The sequence below is a fragment of the Parvularcula maris genome (assembly GCF_024505085.1).
In the GTDB taxonomy this organism is placed as follows: Bacteria; Pseudomonadota; Alphaproteobacteria; order Caulobacterales; family Parvularculaceae; genus Parvularcula; species Parvularcula maris.
This window is the reverse complement of the sequence record NZ_JANIBC010000002.1, coordinates 86118-102770: the sequence shown is the minus strand read 5'-3', so window position 1 is coordinate 102770 and position 16653 is coordinate 86118. Positions and strand designations below refer to the sequence as shown.

Below are 16653 nucleotides of genomic sequence, written 5' to 3'. Positions count from 1 at the left end.
ACAAAAAGCCCCGCCGATCGCTCGGCGGGGCTTTCTTCTTGTTGGAGTGCGAAGCTTAGAAGCGCTTGCGGACCGTCACGCCGTAGGTGCGCGGCATGTTCGGATAGGCCGAGATGGAGCCCGGCTGCAGCGTGGTCGGGAAGCCCGAGGTGAAGAACTCGTCCTCGTTCAGGTTGCGAGCCCAGACCAGCGCTTCGAGGCCGTTGTCGAGCTGCACGCCGATCGAAGCGTTGAGCATGCCGATCTCGCGGGAGAGCGTCTCTTCCGGGACGTTCTGCACGACCTGCACGTTGCTCTCATACTGGTAGTCACCACGGATGAAGAGCTCACCGGCGCTGAGCGGCACGCGGTACTCGGCACCGAAGGAGCCGGAGAACTCGGGCACGCCCGCAGGACGCTCGCCATCGAGGTTGCCGATGCCGTCCGCGACGCCGTCGGCCAGATCGGCTTCACCGCCGATGAGGACCGAAGCGTTGGGGAAGTCGTTGAACTGCGAGTCCAGGTAGAGACCGGCGATGTTGAAGGTGAGGCCTTCGATCATCGGCGGCTGGATCACGGCGTCGAACTCGAAACCGATGGCTTCCTGCTCACCGGCGTTGGAGACGACGAAGCCCGTGCCCTGGAAGATCGAGCTCTGAAGGTCCTCGACGATCTGGCGGAACACGGCCGTGTTCAGCGAGCCCCAAGCGAAGCGGGTCTTCAGACCGAACTCGAGCACCTTGGTGGTCTCAGGCTCGGCGAAGCGGGTGCCGGTGTACTGGTTGGGGATGCCCAGCGACTGGAGCGCGATGGCCGTGTTGACCACCGGCTGCCCGCCGACACCGTCAGCCGCCAGCTCGCCGGAAGCGAGGAGAGCGGAGAAGTCTTGAGCGAACGGACGGGTATCCGGCGTCAGGTTCCACGAGGTGGCTTTGAAGCCGGTCGCGTAGCTGAGGTAGATGTTGGTCCGGTCGGTCAGGTCGTAGGACGCGCGCAGGGTGTAGGGCACGTCGCTGTCGGAGCTCGTGCCGTCCTCGACGGAGTTCGGGAACGGGGTGAGCGGCCCGAGGGGCTGCAGCGCCGGGAACAGACCCAGGAGCGGGTTCTGCTCGGGGTCCGCAGCCGCCGCCTGAAGGGCTGCGACCGAGGGAAGGGCACCGTCCGACAGAGCGGCCGCCGCGCTGTAGGCGGCGATGGCGTCAGGCGTGATGCCGTTGGCGAAGACGCTGGGATCGGGAACCGCTGCCGCCAGAGGCGAGGTCAGCAGACCGTTCACCGCCGCGCCGAAGGCCTGGCCGAAGCCGATATCGACGAAGTTCAGGTCCGAGAACGGGTTGGTGCGGCCGACATTGCGAAAGTCGACGGCCTTGTCCGCGTTGAACCAGGCGACGCCTGCGGTCAGGGTCAGACGGTCGGTGACCTCGAAGTCGAACTGACCGAAGAGCTGCCACTGCTCGTCGTCCTGCTCGGCGGTGAAGAAGGTACCGCCGCCGTCCTGCCAGAAGGTCTGACCGACGGGCAGGCCGAGGCCGACTTCGAGCGCCGTGATCGGGCTGGCGGCTGCGTTCGGAATGTTCACGCCAGGCGCGACCTCGACGAACTCACCAGCGAGCGCCGCGGAAAGCAGGTCGACGTAGTTCCGCGTGTCGTCGCCATAGAGGCGGGCATCGTTGATGACCAGGTCCTCGTTGAAGTAGTAGGCGCCCAAAAGGTAGCTGAAGCGATCCTTGACCCCGCTGAGGCGAAGCTCGTGGGTCATGGTATCGCTGTTCACGCCGCGGATGTTCGTGCCGAGGGTGGAGAGGGTGGTGAAGTCGCCCTCATAGTCGACGAAGTCGTCGTAGCGACGCAGCGCGCCGATATAGGTCAGGGAGACATCGGGGTTGATGTCCCACTCGGCCTGGAAGGAGAGGCCGGAGTTGACGATCTCGTTGTTGTTCTCGACGTCGTTGGCGATGACGTAGTCGAACGCGCCGACATTAGGGGTCTGACCGCCGAGAAGGTCGCGGATGATGGCGCCGGCGTCACCGTCGGTGACGCGCGCGGTGCCGCAGCAGCGCTCGTCGATCTCGGCATAGTCGGCGATGAGGCGGAACTCGAGATTGTCGGTGGGCTGGGCGAGAAGCTGGCCGCGGAGGCTGTAGCGGTCGCGGTTGTTGTAGTCGGCGGTGTCGCCGAGGTTCTCGAAGTAGCCGTCACGCTCGTTATAGGTGCCGGAGAGCGAGAAGGCGAAGATGTCGTTGATCGGGCCGGTCAGGTAGCCCTTGACAATGCGCTGGTCGAAATTGCCGAGCGTGCCTTCGACGACGCCGTTCCAGTTGTACTCGGGCTTCTTGGTGACGACCGAGACCACACCGGCGGAGGCGTTCTTGCCGAACAGGGTCGACTGCGGACCCTTCAGGACCTCGATGCGCTCAAGCGCGAGGAAGTCGTCCAGGGCCGAGCCTGCACGGGTGCGGAACACGCCGTCGATGAACACGGCGACCGAGGGCTCGATGCCGGGGTTATTGGCGCCCGAGCCGAAGCCGCGGATGATGAAGGTGGTGTTCGAGGTACGCTCGAGCTGGCTGACACGAAGCGAGGGGACGACGGACTGAAGGTCGATGGCGTCCTGGATCTGCGCGTTCTCGATGGTGTCTTCCTGGATCACGGAGACGGCGATCGGAACTTCCTGCAGGGTCTGCTCACGCTTGGTGGCGGTCACGACGATCTCGTCAACGTCCTGGGCAGCGGCGGTGCCGACTGCCGAGACGCTGAAGAGTGCCGTCGTGGCAAGGAAAAGGGCTTTGTTCACGGTATTCCTCCCTAGAGTGCCGCTGCGGACACAGTTTCGTGCCCGCTTATGACGGGACCGGTTTGTTTCACGGACCTTGAGAGCCCGTTAAGACCCAGCGCCGCCTGGTGTTGTGCGGAGGACTAAATGCACCCTAGACCCCGAACGACGGCGTTGCGTTTATCTTAATCCATACCCGAAACCGCTGGCCTTGAAAGGGCGTTGCTATGAACTCAGTCACAGTCGATAGCCTCATGTCGCAAATTGGCAACACACGCCTGACCTCGGACTGGGTGCTGATCGACCAGCAGCGAATCAACGCCTTCGCCGACGTCACCGAGGATCACCAGTTCATCCATGTGGACGAGGAAGCGGCCAAGGCGACCCCCTTCGGCGGCACCATCGCCCACGGTTTCCTGACGCTCTCCATGCTGTCGAAGCTCGCCAGCGAGACCACGTTCGTCCTCGAAGGCATCACCGCGGGGGTGAACTACGGTTTCAACAAGGTCCGCTTCCTCAACCCGGTTCGTGCGGGCAAGCGCGTGCGAGGACACTTCGTCCTCGACGCTCACAAGGAGCCCCGCCCCGGCACCCATGTGCTGACCTACAAAGTCGAGGTCGAGATCGAGGGCGAGCCTAAGGCCGCGCTCGTGGCGGAGTGGGTGACCATGCAGATGGTGGGTTAGGGGCTTGGCCCGCTAACCCATCGTCAGGACGATCTTCCCCGTCGCCTCGCGGCCTTCGAGGAGCTTCAGCGCCTCGGCGCCTTCTTCGAGCGGGAAGGTCTTGGTGATGCGCGGCTTCAGCGTGCCCTCCTTCATCATGGTGGTGATCTCGCCCATGTTCTGAGCGTGACCTGCGGGGTCGCGCATCACGGCGGCGCCCCAGAAGACGCCCATGATCTGGCAGCTCTTGAGGAGGGTGAGGTTGAGCGGCGGGTTCGGAATGCCCGCCGGGAAGCCGACCACTAGGTAGCGCCCCTCCCACGCCATAGCGCGCAGGGCGGGCTCGCAATAGGCGCCGCCCACGGGGTCGTAGAGCACGTCCGCGCCGCCGCCGGTCTTCTCCTTGATGGCGCCCGCGAGGAGCTTCGATGCATCGCGGTCCAGCTCGCGGGGGTAGACGATGGTCTCGTCGGCGCCGAGGGCCCTGCAGAACTTGGCTTTGCTCTCGGAGCTGACGCAGGCGACGACCTTCGCGCCCATGGCCTTGCCTAGCTCGACCGCTGCCGAGCCTACGCCGCCTGCCGCGCCTAGCACCACCAGGGTCTCGCCGCGCTGAAGCTTCGCCCGGTCCTTGAGCGCGTAGTAGCTCGTGCCGTAGGTCATGATGAAGCCCGCCGCGACGTCGAAGGGCAGCTCTTCGGGGATCGGCATGACCATGCCCGCATCCACCAGGGCGTGGGTGGCGTAGCCGCCGAACGCACCGACGGAGGTGGCGACTCGCTGGCCGACGAGCCTCTCGTCCGCGCCCTCGCCGACGGCCTCGACCACCCCGGCCGCCTCGCCGCCGGGGGCGAAGGGGCGCTTGGGCTTGAACTGGTAGAGGTCCTTGATGATCAGCGTGTCGGGGAAGTTGCAGCCCGCCGCGTGGATGCGGACCAGCGCCTGCCCCTTGCCGGGGACAGGGGTCTCCATCTCGCGGAGCTCGAGCGTTTCCGGCCCGCCGGGGGTCACGGACATCAGTGCGCGCATGGGTCTCTCCTCTTCGTTTCTGATGTCAGGCCTTCGTCGGAAGCGCCATCTGTCGTCAAGAACGCCGTCTGTCCCTCACCTCCTTGAGGTATGCGAGGGCCAGCTTCTCTACTTCTATGCGAATGTCATGGGAGGTGCGAAAGATCGCGTCCAGCCATACCGGCTCTTCGACCGCAGCTCTAGCCGCCAGCACGCGCTGCCATACCTCTTCCTCGATCTTGTTACGGGCGCAGCCGTGCAGAGCGAGCCCGAACCGCTCGCTATTGGCGGCCAGAAGCTCCACCTGACCAATGAAGGCGGCACCTTCCTTGGCGAGGAGATGCTCCAGCGGACCGGCGCCGATATGCACCAGCGTGTAGTCGGTCCGGGCCTCTTCCAGGCAGCGGCGGATGAAGCGCCACTGGACGTCCGGCTTGGTGAGGAAGCTGACGAGGGCGGCGTCGCGCAGGACCTCGTCGCTGATCGGCGCGCGGTCGTCGAGGGCCGCGGCCCAATCGGTCGCGAGCTGATCGGCTCTATCGGCAAAGGCCATACCCACCTTTCTGCACCAGTGGTGGCGCTTCGTTCTTGTCCTCGGCTGCGACACTAGGCAGGCTCGCGCAAAACGAAAGCCGGGAGGGCAGGGCGCGTGGCGAAATTGCAGAACCGGGGGGCCGTGCTCGGCCTCCTCACCGTGGTCTATGCCTTCAACTTCATCGACCGCCAGATCCTGGGCGTGCTGGCACCCTTTATCCAGGGCGATCTGGGGCTGACGGGCACACAGATCGGCCTCCTGACGGGCGCGGTCTTCGCGGTGTTCTACACCTTTGTCGGCATCCCGCTGGCAGGATTGGTCGACAACACCAGAACCATGAAGTTCGGATCGTTCTCGATCACCTTCGACCGGGTGACGATCATCGCGCTGAGCCTTGCGACCTGGAGCTTCTTCACCATGCTCACGGGCTTTGCGGGCGGCTTCTTCGCCCTGGCGCTCCTGCGCATCGGCGTGGCGGTGGGGGAGGCGGGCTGCTCGCCGCCTAGCCACTCGCTTCTCTCCGACCTCTACGCGCCGAAGGAGCGGGGCAAGGCGCTGGCGACCTACTCGCTCGGCATCCCCTTCGGCATCATGTTCGCCTACTTCGTCAACGCGTTCTTCGTGTCGGGCGGCACGGTGGAGTGGCGCACGGCCTTCGTGGTGGTGGGGGCGGTGGGCCTGCCCTTCGCTTTCCTGGTCAAGCGGCTGGTACCGGAGCCCGAGCGGGGGCGCCTCGATGCCGGTGCCAAGGTGGAGAAGCTGACCTTCAAGGAGGGGCTCTCGCGCCTCGCCAAGGTGCCGAGCTACTGGACCATGGCGTTCGGCGTGGCGTTTGCGAGCTTCGGCTCCTACTCGGTGTCGAACTTCGTCATGGCCTATATCGTCGGCGTGCCGAACCAGATGGCGGGCATGTTCTCCGAGCTGCCGCTCTTCTGGCTGCTGATCGGGCTCGGCGTCGGCAACGCCATCTTCTACGCCGGGGGGACGTATCTGGGCGGGGTCGTCGCCGACCATTTCGGCAAACGCAGCGTAGGCGCCTACGGCCTCGTCCCGGCGGTCACCATCGGCATCGCCGCGCTCGCCATCGCGCTGGCCTGGATGACAGGCTCGGCGTTTGTCTTCTTCGCGCTTTTGTCGGCGCATATCTTCTTCCTCGGCTTCTATCTCGGGCCGAGCTTCTCGGTGGCGCAGAACCTGGCCGGGGTCTCGGTGAGGGCGACCTCGACGGCGGTCTTCTTCTTCGTTCTCAACCTGATCGCCCTAGGCGGCGGGCCGACCTATACGGGCTGGATCTGGGACCGGTTCGCCGCAACCAATCTCAGCCAGCTCGAGGCGCTACGCATGGCGCTCTGGACGCTCTCCGTGCCGTGGGTGCTGGCAGTGGTGCTGTTCGCGGTCTCGGCGAAGCTCCTGCCGAAGGACTGGGAGCGGGCACAGGCGGGTTAGGTTCGTCCCCATTTCGGCGCTTTCCTACGGCGGCGCGCAGCGACGTTCGTAGGACCCAACTCCAGCATTGGCTCTCTTTTCGAGCCCAAGGAGATGGGTCCCACGGACAAGCCGTGGGAAAGCGTCTGAAAGCGAGCGCACCCATGAATTCCAGCTTCCCAACCGACCAACCTAGCCGCGGAAAGGGCCGCGACTGCGGTCCCGAGCCGTATGGCTCGCCCCATCGGAGGCGCCGCGCGCCGTGAGATCAAAGGTGACGCTTCCGTCATCCGTGCTGTGGTAAAGCAGCGCTTGTAAGGAACGTCCCGGCACCCGACATCGTTGAGACCGTTGTGTGAGTTCTATTCCGGGCGCAGCGGTGGCGAGGCCGCGCCTATCATGTTCCGGGCGGCCTTCCCGGAAGACTGCCGAAAGGAGTTCTTCATGAGTGAAGACACACGGGCCTATCCGGTCCTGCCCCTGCGCGACATCGTCGTGTTCCCCCATATGGTCGTTCCCCTCTTCGTGGGCCGCGAGAAATCCGTGCGCGCTCTGGAGACGGTGATGGAAGCCGACCGCGAGATCCTGCTCGTCGCGCAGAAAGACGCGGGCAATGACGATCCGCAAACATCCGACATCTACGCGATCGGTGTGATCGCGAAAGTTCTGCAGCTTCTCAAGCTGCCCGACGGCACGGTCAAGGTGCTGGTCGAGGGCGGGCGTAGAGCCGAGATCACGCAGTACACGGCGGAAGAAGAGTATTTCGAGGCCGAGGCCGTCGAGCTCGACGAGGCCGAAGGCGACGAGGCCGAGGTCGAAGCGCTGTCCCGTTCCGTGAATACCCAGTTCGAGAGCTATGTGAAGCTCAACAAGCGGGTCAGCCCCGAGGTCATCGTCTCGATCGGCCAGATCGACGACGCGTCGAAGCTCGCCGACACGGTGGCCAGCCACCTCAACCTCAAGATCGCCGAGAAGCAGGAGCTTCTGGAGATCACCTCCGTGCCCCAGCGCCTGGAAGCCGTCTACGGCTTCATGGAAGGCGAGATGAGCGTGCTTCAGGTCGAGAAGAAGATCCGTGGACGTGTCAAACGCCAGATGGAGAAGACCCAGCGTGAGTACTATCTCAACGAGCAGATGAAGGCCATCCAGAAGGAGCTCGGCGACGGCGACGAGGGCAAGGATGAGCTGACCGAGCTCGAAGAGAAGATAGAGAACACCAAGCTCTCCAAGGCCGCCAAAGAGAAGGCCCAGGGCGAGCTGAAGAAGCTGCGCCAGATGTCGCCCATGTCGGCGGAAAGCACCGTGGTGCGCAACTATCTCGACTGGCTGCTATCGATCCCGTGGGGCACCAAGGGCAAGGTGAAGGCCGACCTTCCCAAAGCCCAGGAAGTGCTCGACCGCGATCACTACGGCCTCGACAAGGTCAAGGAACGGATCATCGAGTACCTCGCCGTGCAGAAGCGTACCGGCAAGCTGAAGGGTCCGATCCTCTGCCTCGTCGGCCCTCCCGGTGTCGGTAAGACCTCGCTCGGTAAGTCTGTGGCCGAGGCGACCAACCGCGAGTTCGTCCGTGTGTCGCTCGGCGGCGTGCGTGACGAGAGCGAGATCCGTGGCCACCGCCGGACCTATATCGGCTCCATGCCCGGCAAGATCATCCAGTCGATGAAGAAGGTGAAGAAGACCAACCCGCTCTTCCTCCTCGACGAGATCGACAAGATGGGTAACGATTTCAGAGGCGATCCGTCCGCGGCGCTTCTGGAGGTGCTGGATCCGGCGCAGAACGATACGTTCTCGGACCACTATCTCGAGGTGGACTACGACCTCAGCGACATCATGTTCGTCACCACGGCGAACTCGCTGAACATGCCCCAACCGCTTCTCGACCGGATGGAGATCATCCGTATCCCCGGCTATACCGAGGACGAGAAGATGGAGATCGCCACGCGCCACATCATTCCGCGCAAGATGAAGGAGCACGGCCTCAAGGAGGATGAGTTCGTCATCGAGCCGGACGCGCTGATGAAGCTGATCCGTCTTTACACCCGCGAAGCCGGTGTGCGTTCGCTCGAACGCGAGCTTGCCAACCTCGCCCGTAAGGCGGTGACCAAGCTCGAGATGGAGGATAGTGCCGAGAAGGTCATGGTGACCGAGGACAATCTCGGCGACTTCGCTGGCGTCTCCAAGTTCCGCTACGGTGAGATCGACGGCGACGACGCGGTCGGCGTGGTCACGGGCCTCGCCTGGACGTCCGTGGGCGGCGACATTCTTAAGATCGAGGGTGTCACTATGCCGGGCAAGGGCCGCATGACGCCCACCGGCAACCTCAAAGAGGTGATGAAGGAGAGCGTTTCGGCAGCGGCCTCCTACGTTCGTTCGCGCGCGGTGGAGTTCGGCATCAAGCCGACGCTCTTCGAGACGACGGACATCCACATCCACGTTCCCGAAGGTGCCACGCCCAAGGACGGCCCCTCCGCCGGTGTCGCCATGGCCACAGCCATCGTCTCGGCCCTGACGGGTATTCCCATCCGCAAGGACATTGCCATGACCGGCGAGATCAGCTTGCGGGGCAGGGTGCTCGCGATTGGCGGCCTCAAGGAGAAGCTGCTCGCGGCTTCCCGTGCGGGCGTGAAGACGGTGCTGATCCCCGAGGAGAACGAGAAGGACCTGGCCGACGTGCCGGAGAACATCCTCTCCAAGCTCGAGGTCATCCCTGTCGAGCATGTGGACGAGGTGCTGAAGCATGCCCTCACCGGACCGCTCACCCCCATCGAGTGGAACCCGGAGGAGGAGGCGCTGAAGAAGCAGTCTCCTGCAGCGGAGCCGGGTACGGAAGATCCGGGCTCGGTGGTGACCCACTAACAATCGAAAGGCGGGCTTCGGCCCGCCTTTTTTGTAAACGCACACACAGCTTTACTGCGTTGACAGCCCAGTGCTCCTGCCTATCGTTCTCAGGGCGATGAGGAGGAATATGCCGTGCGTCTATGGATGGGGATAGCTGGGCTGTCCGTGCTGCTTTCGGCCTGTGCCACGACCGAAGACCGGTCGGCGAGTGCCTGCAACGCGCCTGACGGTTGGCAGGAGGTCGCGGAGGCGGCCGAAGGGCAGTTCCTGCTCTTCGGTGAGAGCCACGGCACCGAAGAGATACCGGACCTGTTCGAAAGCTATGTGTGCGCCGTATCCGCTCGGGGCGGCAGGACCTTGGTGGGTCTTGAGTTTCAGCCCGGCGATGCTGCTGCAGTGGAGGCTGCCCTGGCGTCGGAAGACCCTGGAGCTGCGATCAAGGAGGCGATGGCCCCCACTTGGCGGCTCTACGCTAGCGACGGCCGGGGCAGTGAGGCTATGCTGGGCCTCCTCCTGGCTTTGGACAAGATGGACGGCGTCGATCTCGTTTTCTTCGACGATTTCGATGTGATGCGTGACCTCAATGGTCCTGTCGATGCTCCCCAGGAGGAAGTCGTCGCGTGGTATCAGAACCTACCGCCCCATGCCCTTCAGAGAGTCCGTGACGCTCGCATGGCCGAAGAGCTTGATGCTGCGTTCACGGATGATTATGACCGCGCCGTCGTGCTCGTCGGCAGCATTCATGCCAGCAAGACGCGCTTCGATTTTCTGGGCGATACGGACAACGCAGCCATGCTGTTACCCGAGGGCACGGTGACCCTGGTCAGCATGACCTCCGGCGGCGAAGCTTGGGTCAACGGCGGTGTCAAACCTGTCCGTCAGAGCCGGTTACTGCCGGAGGGGGCTACGGCACCCTCCATCACGCTAGTCGAGGGCGGCGTGGATGAGGGTCGTTTCGATGGCTACTACTTCGTGGGCGAAGTAACCGCCTCGCCTCCGGTCGTTCAAGAGTAGCCAGCCGGGGGCTTAAAACGAAAAAAGGTGGGCCGAGGCCCACCTTTCTTTTACTCAGTACAAAAAGCGTTACTTCGCGCGGCGACGGCGCAGGGCTGCGATGCCTGCGACCGGGGCGAAGAGAAGCGCTGCTGCCGGAACGGGGACCGTGCCGTCCAGCGCCAGGGTGGGACCGCCGCCGAGAATGTTCTCGCGTGCGCGCACGATGGCAGGCTGGGTATCGCTACCGCGTGTACTGACGAGGAGGAAGGTCACGAGTCCATCCATGCCAATATTGTTGGCAAGGAAGGTCTCCAGTGCCGTGCCCGAAAGCGTCAGCGCATCGCCGGTGCCGCCCTGGGTAAGGTCGATGGTGCCAAGATCGGTGGCCAGCGAACGGTCGCGGAGGGCGCCGGAGCTGTCCCAGGTCACGGTGCTCTCGTCCCAGCCGTCGCGGCCGTCGTTGAGGCCGAAGACGCGGATCTGCTGGTCGTTGTCGTTGGTCTGGGTCAGGCCGAGAACGGCACCGATGAAGCTGCCGCTGAAGTTCGACAGATCGAAGCGGACAAAAGCCTCCCGCTCGAAGTTCGGCGCTCCCTGGCGCTTGACCAGCAGGTTCTGCAGGCTGCCGTAGTTTTCGTCCGAGTCGGAGCCGTTGCGCACGAACGTATCGGCATCGGCGCCGATCACGACGGCAGCGTTGGCGGCACCAAGTGCTGCTACAGCGCTCACTGCGAGCGCGATCATCTTTTTCATCCTGTTCCCCCCAGGGTTTGCGACGGTTCACGAAACCGTGTTTGCCGCCTAACCTATGGTAACCCATCCGTAAAGGTCGGCTTCGTCCTCATAGACAAGCCGGGCGACTGCTGTTCCTACGCGCCTGAAAGCTCACTTTTTTTCAGCTAGCGTCGTCTGGGTGTAGCCGATATGCTCTTTGTCATGCGCCTCGTTCTTCTCTCCGTCTTCCTGATGTCCGCAGCCTGCACCAGCACCGGGCGCTACGTGGAGGCGGAGGCTTATGACCGCTGCCGGGATGTCTCGGAGGAGGCGGCTCAGCGCTGCATCGAGCAAGAGCGCGACCGGCTGAAGGCGAGCCTGGCCGAACGCGACGAGGAGATCCTCGAAGAGGTGCAGCGGGAAAGCGAGCGATCCGCCATGCGCCGCGGGGAGCAGGTCGGACGGCCCAGCGCCGCGGGCGGCAAGGCTGCCCCAGATCACGATCGACCGCTGAACTAGGCTCTCCCTCGCACTGAGCGGACCACCTCCCGTTCCGGCTGCGCATGATGCTGGTCTCTCGCGTGGGGGCCGCTAAGGCTTCTCGAACAACAAGCCTTCCGGGAGGAAACCCATGAGCCACGTTGCCATCGTTACCGGCGGAACCCGCGGTATCGGCTACGCCATCTCGAAACGCCTGCGCGAGGACGGCATGACCGTCGCGGCCATCTATGGCGGCAACGCCGAGGCCGCACAGAAATGCGCCGACGAGATCGGCGTCGCCACCTATCAGTGCGACGTGTCCGACGCTTCGGCCTGCGAGGAGGTCATCGGAAAGATCGAGAGCGATCATGGCGGCGTCTCGGTGCTGGTGAACAATGCCGGCATCACGCGCGACGGCGCCTTCCACAAGATGACGGCCGAGCAGTGGAGCCAGGTCGTCTCCACCAATCTCGACAGCGTCTTCTACATGACGCGGCCCCTCATCAACGGCATGCGCGACCGAGGCTATGGCAGGATCGTCAACATCAGCTCGATCAACGGCCAGAAGGGTCAGTTCGGGCAGGTGAACTACTCCGCCGCAAAGGCCGGGCTTCTCGGCTTCACCCGCGCCCTTGCCCAGGAAACCGCGCGCAAGGGGATCACCGTGAACGCCATCGCGCCCGGCTATATCGAGACCGAGATGGTCGGCGCGATGAAGAAGGAGGTGCTGGACAGCATCGTCGCGGGCATCCCCGTCGGGCGCCTCGGCCAGCCCGAAGAGATTGCCGCGGCGGTCAGCTTCTTGGCCGGTGAGAACGCAGGGTTCATCACGGGCGCGACCCTCACCCAGAACGGCGGCCAGTACATCGCCGCCTAGATCTTGAAGGTGAGGCGGGCAGGGAACTGCAACCCTGCCCCACTTTCGCCCCAATAGGTTGCGATGGTGTCTCCCTGATCTTGTGAGGGAGGTCACCATGGGTTCGTTTTCGCAGCGCCGCTACATCTTCCGGCGCCGACCGGTCAGGGCACGTCTCGCGTTTGCGGCTGCCGCTGTCTGCGTCGGCCTTCTGGCCATGAACTTCAGCATCGCCAAGACCAAGCCCGGCGGCTATATGCGCCAGCATCTGATCGAGCAGCCTGCCCAGCCTTCAACCTAGCGCGGTTCGTACCGCTACAGGAAGAGGACGGCGGAGCCTGCGAGGTAGAGGAGGCCGATCAGCACCGTCTCGAAGCCGAGGCGGGCTGGCCCGTGTTTCTCCCGGCGCAGAAGACCCATCAGCAGGACCGCGGTCATGGTGAGGGCTAGCCCGGTCTGGAAGAGCTGGTCCCGGCTGATGGCGGCGTAGATCGGCCCCTCCCGATAGGCGATATCGGCCGCGCTGATGAACAGCACGTCGAAGGCGTTGCCGCCGATGATCCCTCCCACCGCCAAGGTCAGAGCGCCTCTTCTTACCGCTGCGATGGTGGTGACGAGTTCGGGGAGGGAGGTCACGATGGCCGCCAGGAACGCTCCGGCCACGCTCTCCTCCAGTCCGTAGATCGAGGTGGCGCTCTCGGCCGCCCTTCCGACGACGAAGCCTGCCGCGCCGGTGACCAGGGCGAGGACGGTGAAGCTCGCGAACAGTAACGATAGGCTGCTTCTCGTATTCTCGCCATTCGGTTCGTCGAACTCAGTCTCCGAAGTCCGGCGAGGCTTCCAGCCCGGAAGCTGGCGTGCCCGCCTGGTGACGTTGAGGCCGAAGAGGTAGAGGGCGAAGATACCGATGCTGATCGGGTGGATGGAGAACAGGCTCAGCGAGGGAGCCGAGGCAGCCATGACCAAGAGGGCCAGGCAGCCCATCAGCACGGTGGACTGGATGAGGTTCTCGATAGAGGCGGCGGCGTGCTCGAGATTGGCGCGCCGGTAGGTGGCATCCGCGACCACTAGGAAGAAGGTCTGCGCGGCGATCCCGCCCAGGGAGTTGGCGACGGCGAGGCTGGCATAGCCGTTCGCCGCAGCCGTGACCGAGACGATCAGGCCGGGCAGCGAGGTGGCGGCACCGAGAAGAACAGCGCCGACCATGGCCTCGCCGAGGCCCGTGCGGTCGGCGATACGGTCGGCGACGCCGGAGAGCCTCGTGCCAGCAGCAACGATCACCAGCGCGCTGATGATGATAGCCGCGGCGAGGCCCGCTGGCGTGTCGAGACGGAGCAGCTCGTTCAAAACCGGCTGCTCCGCCCTTCAACGGTAAGGGGCCTCAAGCGGGGGCGTGGCCGTGACCGCCGAGCGCCGCGCCTCTGGCGGGCGGGCTCGTCACCTCCACGGCGCGGAAGCTGTCTTCGATCTCGTAGGCGTGCATCTCACCCTTCGGCACGCGCCAGCTATCGCCTTGGGTGAGGTGAAGGGTCTCGCCCTCGGAGTGCAGCTTCGCTTCGCCTTCGATGACGTAGCCGATGGTCTCGTAGTCAGAGGCGTGCAGGTCCTTCTTGTCGGTCTTGCCCTCGAACCAGATGCGCAGGGCCATGTCGCCATTGCTCATGGCCAGGGCCTCGCCATGGCTGCCCGGTTTGTGCTCGTTGGCGTTCAGTTTCTCGATGCCGCTCATGGGGTCTCCACTTCTTGTTAGGTGGAGACAACAGGCGGGAGCCGCCTATCGTTCGGCTTCTCCCGCCGGGCTCTCCGCCGCAGGCAGGCGGCGGGAGGTGCCCTGAAACCAGTCCTTCCACTCGCCGGTCTCGGCATCGCGGTAGTGGAAGCGCTGCACGATCCGGTCGTCGCCGACGGGGAGCCAGCGGCCCCGAAAAGGAAGGCTCAGGTCCGACCCAAAGGCAGAGAGGGTTCCTTCCAGGACCATGGCGCCTTGCCGGTCGAGGCCGCCGGCATAGCGGACCGAGAAGGTGTCGCCGACCCAGGTCTGGTGCCACCTGCCATCGCTGGCCTCGTAGTGGCTGACGCTGACTCCCGTCTGGCCGTCCGCGGCCGTCCAGTGCTGAACAATGCCGCAGCCGGTCGGCGTCTTCTCGATCACGCTTCGTCCGGCAGGGGTGTCTCCGGACATGACCTCCCAATGCCCAAGCCAGAAATCGTACTGCTGGTACACCTCGGCGGAGCAGGGACCCCCCGCATTCTGAAGCGATGCAGCGGCGATGAAGGAGAGGGCAAGGGAGGTCATGACCGCAGCGTAGCGGGTGCTGTGCGTGCTTCGAAAGCCAGAAACGACGAGCGCCCTCATCTCATCGACGGACCCCCGCTGCCTTCGGTGAGGTCAGCAGGAGCCGAAGGTGAGGTTTTAGCCCTCCTTCGGGAAGGTAATCCTGGGACGGAGCGAAGCAAGCACCGTCTGCGTTTCGAACACCGCCCCGGTCACTTCCGGATCGTTGCCGTAGAGACGAATATAGGCGATCGCCTCGAAACGCTCGCTGACGCTGCCGCGGAAACCGCCGCCGTAATAGCTGAAACCGGTGCCGTGGAAGCCGCCCCGGAAAGTTCTGCCCCTGAAGCCCCGTCCGGCGAACCCGCGTCCCCTGAACCCGCGTCCGTGAAAGCCGCCTCTGAAGCGGGCGTTGTGGAAGTTGGCATCCGTGCCCGCCTGGTAGGGGTCCTCGACGCTGTATCCGGCCAGGGTGAACCCATCCGTGTCGATTGCATCGTTCTCGACGAACTGCCGGTCGACGTCGCGGTCGATGATCTGGAAGAAGGGCGCGCCGTTCTGCTCGGCGATCTGCGCAGAGCGGAAGAGAAGCGAGTTCTCGACCGTCTCACGCTCGGTCTGGGAGTTGCCTTTGAACGAGACCCGGTAGACGGACGAGCTGATCTTCACGTCGCTATATCCAGGCGCGCCGGACTTGCTGGCTTCCTTGAACGGCGTGGCGGTCGTGCAGGCGGCCAGGAGCGCGGCGCTGCCGACGAGGGCGAGGGTAAGGGGGCTTTTCATCGGACACCTCCGTGTCGTGGACAGTTGTCGTCTTCGGCTACGAACAAAGGTTCGGAGCGCGCCGGAGAAAGGACACGGGATCGGGGCTAACTTTTGTTTATGTGCAGGCCGCACGCTTGGTTGCGGCGCGCGACCTGCTGGTAGGAATGGTCCGCCGCGGCTCGCTAGTGAAGCTGTACGCTCTCTCCGAGGAGACCTCGGTTGAGCAGCAGCTCCGCGATCTGCACCGCGTTGAGCGCGGCGCCCTTTCGCAGATTGTCGGACACCACCCACATATTGATGGCGTTGTCCGCGGTCGAGTCGTCACGGATACGGCTGATGAAGGTGGCGAAGTCGCCGACGCACTCCACCGGCGTGACATAGCCCCCGTCCTCGCGCTTATCGACCACGAGGCAGCCAGGCGCCTCGCGCAGGATCTTGCGGGCCTCGCCGGCGTCGAGGGGCTCTTCGAACTCGATATTCACCGCCTCGGAGTGGCCGACGAAGACGGGTACACGGACAGCCGTGGCGGTGAGCTTGATCTTGGGGTCGAGGATCTTCTTCGTCTCCGCCGTCATCTTGAACTCTTCCCTGGTCGAGCCGTCATCCATGAAGACGTCGATATGGGGGATGACGTTGAAGGCGATCTGCTTGGTGAAGTGCTCAGGGGTCGCATCGTCGCCGACGAAGATGCCCTTGGTCTGGCGGAAGAGCTCGTCGGCGGCCTCCTTGCCAGCGCCCGAGACCGACTGGTAGGTCGAGACCACCACCCGCTTGATCCGTGCACGGTCGTGAAGCGGCTTGAGCGCGACGACGAGCTGAGCGGTGGAGCAGTTCGGGTTGGCGATGATGCGGCGCTTACCGAAGCCCTCGACAGCCTCGGGGTTCACCTCTGGCACCACCAGTGGAACGTCCGGGTCGAGACGGAAGGCGGAGGAGTTGTCGATGACGATGGCCCCGGCTGCCGCCGCCTTCGGCGCGTACTCCTTGGAGATGTCGCCGCCCGCCGCGAAGATGGCGACGGCGGTGTTCTTGAAGTCGAACTGGGCGAGGTCGCGGCACTTCAGCGTCCTGTCGCCGTAGCTGACCTCGCGGCCGAGGGAGTTGCGCGAGGCGAGGGCCACCACCTCGTCGGCGGGGAAAAGTCGCTCCGCCAGAATGGCCAGAAGCTCCTGGCCAACCATACCGGTGGCGCCTACGATCGCGACATTGATGGCCATGGGAGTGCTCCTCGAAACTCGCGCCCCCTGTGCAACGGAGCCCCGCTCGGGTCAATCGCTGCGGTGCAACAGGAAAATGCAGTACTGCGAGTGAGTACCTGGAACTTTTTTCTGTGATGATAAA

General features: G+C 64.3%; 16 protein-coding genes. 7 read left to right on the top strand and 9 right to left on the bottom strand.

What is annotated here, in order from left to right; translation table 11 throughout:
* Positions 1 to 55: 55 nt before the first annotated feature.
* The gene (locus NOG11_RS03875) at positions 56 to 2773 is read right to left on the bottom strand and encodes a TonB-dependent receptor (protein ID WP_256618348.1); all 2718 of its coding nucleotides are present in this window, start codon (positions 2771 to 2773) and stop codon (positions 56 to 58) included.
* 206 nt (positions 2774 to 2979) lie between these two features.
* On the opposite strand from NOG11_RS03875, the gene NOG11_RS03870 reads away from it, so the two are divergent.
* Positions 2980 to 3438, top strand: a complete 459-nt coding sequence (locus tag NOG11_RS03870) for a MaoC family dehydratase (RefSeq protein WP_256618346.1) — start codon at positions 2980 to 2982, stop codon at positions 3436 to 3438.
* A gap of 12 nt (positions 3439 to 3450) precedes the next feature.
* Here the strand turns inward: NOG11_RS03870 and NOG11_RS03865 are convergent, their stop codons facing one another.
* Together NOG11_RS03865 and NOG11_RS03860 are read right to left on the bottom strand one after the other, a co-directional pair.
* On the bottom strand, positions 3451 to 4446 hold the full coding sequence (locus NOG11_RS03865; RefSeq protein WP_256618344.1) for an NADPH:quinone oxidoreductase family protein: 996 nt from the start codon (positions 4444 to 4446) through the stop codon (positions 3451 to 3453).
* 55 nt (positions 4447 to 4501) lie between these two features.
* Positions 4502 to 4978, bottom strand: a complete 477-nt coding sequence (locus tag NOG11_RS03860; RefSeq protein WP_256618343.1) for a DUF6869 domain-containing protein — start codon at positions 4976 to 4978, stop codon at positions 4502 to 4504.
* Between the two features lie 96 nt (positions 4979 to 5074).
* Between NOG11_RS03860 and NOG11_RS03855 the strand changes: the two genes are divergently transcribed.
* The 3 genes from NOG11_RS03855 to NOG11_RS03845 all read left to right on the top strand — a co-directional run bounded on the left by NOG11_RS03855 (position 5075) and on the right by NOG11_RS03845 (position 10240).
* Entirely contained in the window at positions 5075 to 6406 is a 1332-nt protein-coding gene (locus tag NOG11_RS03855; RefSeq protein WP_256618341.1) for a spinster family MFS transporter, read from the top strand.
* A 423-nt stretch (positions 6407 to 6829) separates the two neighbouring features.
* On the top strand, positions 6830 to 9244 hold the full coding sequence (gene lon / locus NOG11_RS03850; RefSeq protein ID WP_256618340.1) for an endopeptidase La: 2415 nt from the start codon (positions 6830 to 6832) through the stop codon (positions 9242 to 9244).
* 114 nt (positions 9245 to 9358) lie between these two features.
* Positions 9359 to 10240, top strand: coding sequence for a hypothetical protein (locus tag NOG11_RS03845; protein ID WP_256618339.1), 882 nt, complete (start codon positions 9359 to 9361; stop codon positions 10238 to 10240).
* A gap of 69 nt (positions 10241 to 10309) precedes the next feature.
* Here the strand turns inward: NOG11_RS03845 and NOG11_RS03840 are convergent, their stop codons facing one another.
* Positions 10310 to 10966, bottom strand: coding sequence for a CBM96 family carbohydrate-binding protein (locus NOG11_RS03840; protein WP_256618338.1), 657 nt, complete (start codon positions 10964 to 10966; stop codon positions 10310 to 10312).
* A gap of 192 nt (positions 10967 to 11158) precedes the next feature.
* Between NOG11_RS03840 and NOG11_RS03835 the strand changes: the two genes are divergently transcribed.
* The 3 genes from NOG11_RS03835 to NOG11_RS03825 all read left to right on the top strand — a co-directional run bounded on the left by NOG11_RS03835 (position 11159) and on the right by NOG11_RS03825 (position 12573).
* Positions 11159 to 11455: a hypothetical protein gene (locus NOG11_RS03835; protein ID WP_256618337.1), complete on the top strand. Its 297-nt coding sequence runs from the start codon at positions 11159 to 11161 to the stop codon at positions 11453 to 11455.
* 112 nt (positions 11456 to 11567) lie between these two features.
* Entirely contained in the window at positions 11568 to 12293 is a 726-nt protein-coding gene (gene phbB / locus NOG11_RS03830; protein ID WP_256618335.1) for an acetoacetyl-CoA reductase, read from the top strand.
* 97 nt (positions 12294 to 12390) lie between these two features.
* A complete protein-coding gene (locus NOG11_RS03825; protein WP_256618334.1) occupies positions 12391 to 12573 on the top strand; it encodes a hypothetical protein in 183 nt (60 codons plus the stop codon).
* A 14-nt stretch (positions 12574 to 12587) separates the two neighbouring features.
* On the opposite strand, the gene NOG11_RS03820 is transcribed toward NOG11_RS03825, so the two are convergent.
* The 5 genes from NOG11_RS03820 to NOG11_RS03800 all read right to left on the bottom strand — a co-directional run bounded on the left by NOG11_RS03820 (position 12588) and on the right by NOG11_RS03800 (position 16529).
* Complete coding sequence (locus tag NOG11_RS03820) at positions 12588 to 13619, bottom strand: sodium:calcium antiporter (protein WP_256618331.1); 1032 nt, start codon at positions 13617 to 13619, stop codon at positions 12588 to 12590.
* Positions 13620 to 13653: 34 nt separating this feature from the next.
* Positions 13654 to 14001, bottom strand: coding sequence for a cupin domain-containing protein (locus NOG11_RS03815; RefSeq protein ID WP_256618329.1), 348 nt, complete (start codon positions 13999 to 14001; stop codon positions 13654 to 13656).
* A 45-nt stretch (positions 14002 to 14046) separates the two neighbouring features.
* Positions 14047 to 14568 carry a hypothetical protein gene (locus NOG11_RS03810; RefSeq protein ID WP_256618327.1) on the bottom strand — a complete coding sequence of 174 codons (522 nt, stop codon included), beginning with the start codon at positions 14566 to 14568 and terminating at the stop codon, positions 14047 to 14049.
* 117 nt (positions 14569 to 14685) lie between these two features.
* A complete protein-coding gene (locus NOG11_RS03805; protein WP_256618326.1) occupies positions 14686 to 15330 on the bottom strand; it encodes a CC0125/CC1285 family lipoprotein in 645 nt (214 codons plus the stop codon).
* A 164-nt stretch (positions 15331 to 15494) separates the two neighbouring features.
* Positions 15495 to 16529 (bottom strand): aspartate-semialdehyde dehydrogenase, encoded by a 1035-nt coding sequence (locus NOG11_RS03800; protein WP_256618325.1) that lies wholly within the window; start codon positions 16527 to 16529, stop codon positions 15495 to 15497.
* Positions 16530 to 16653 lie beyond the last annotated feature (124 nt).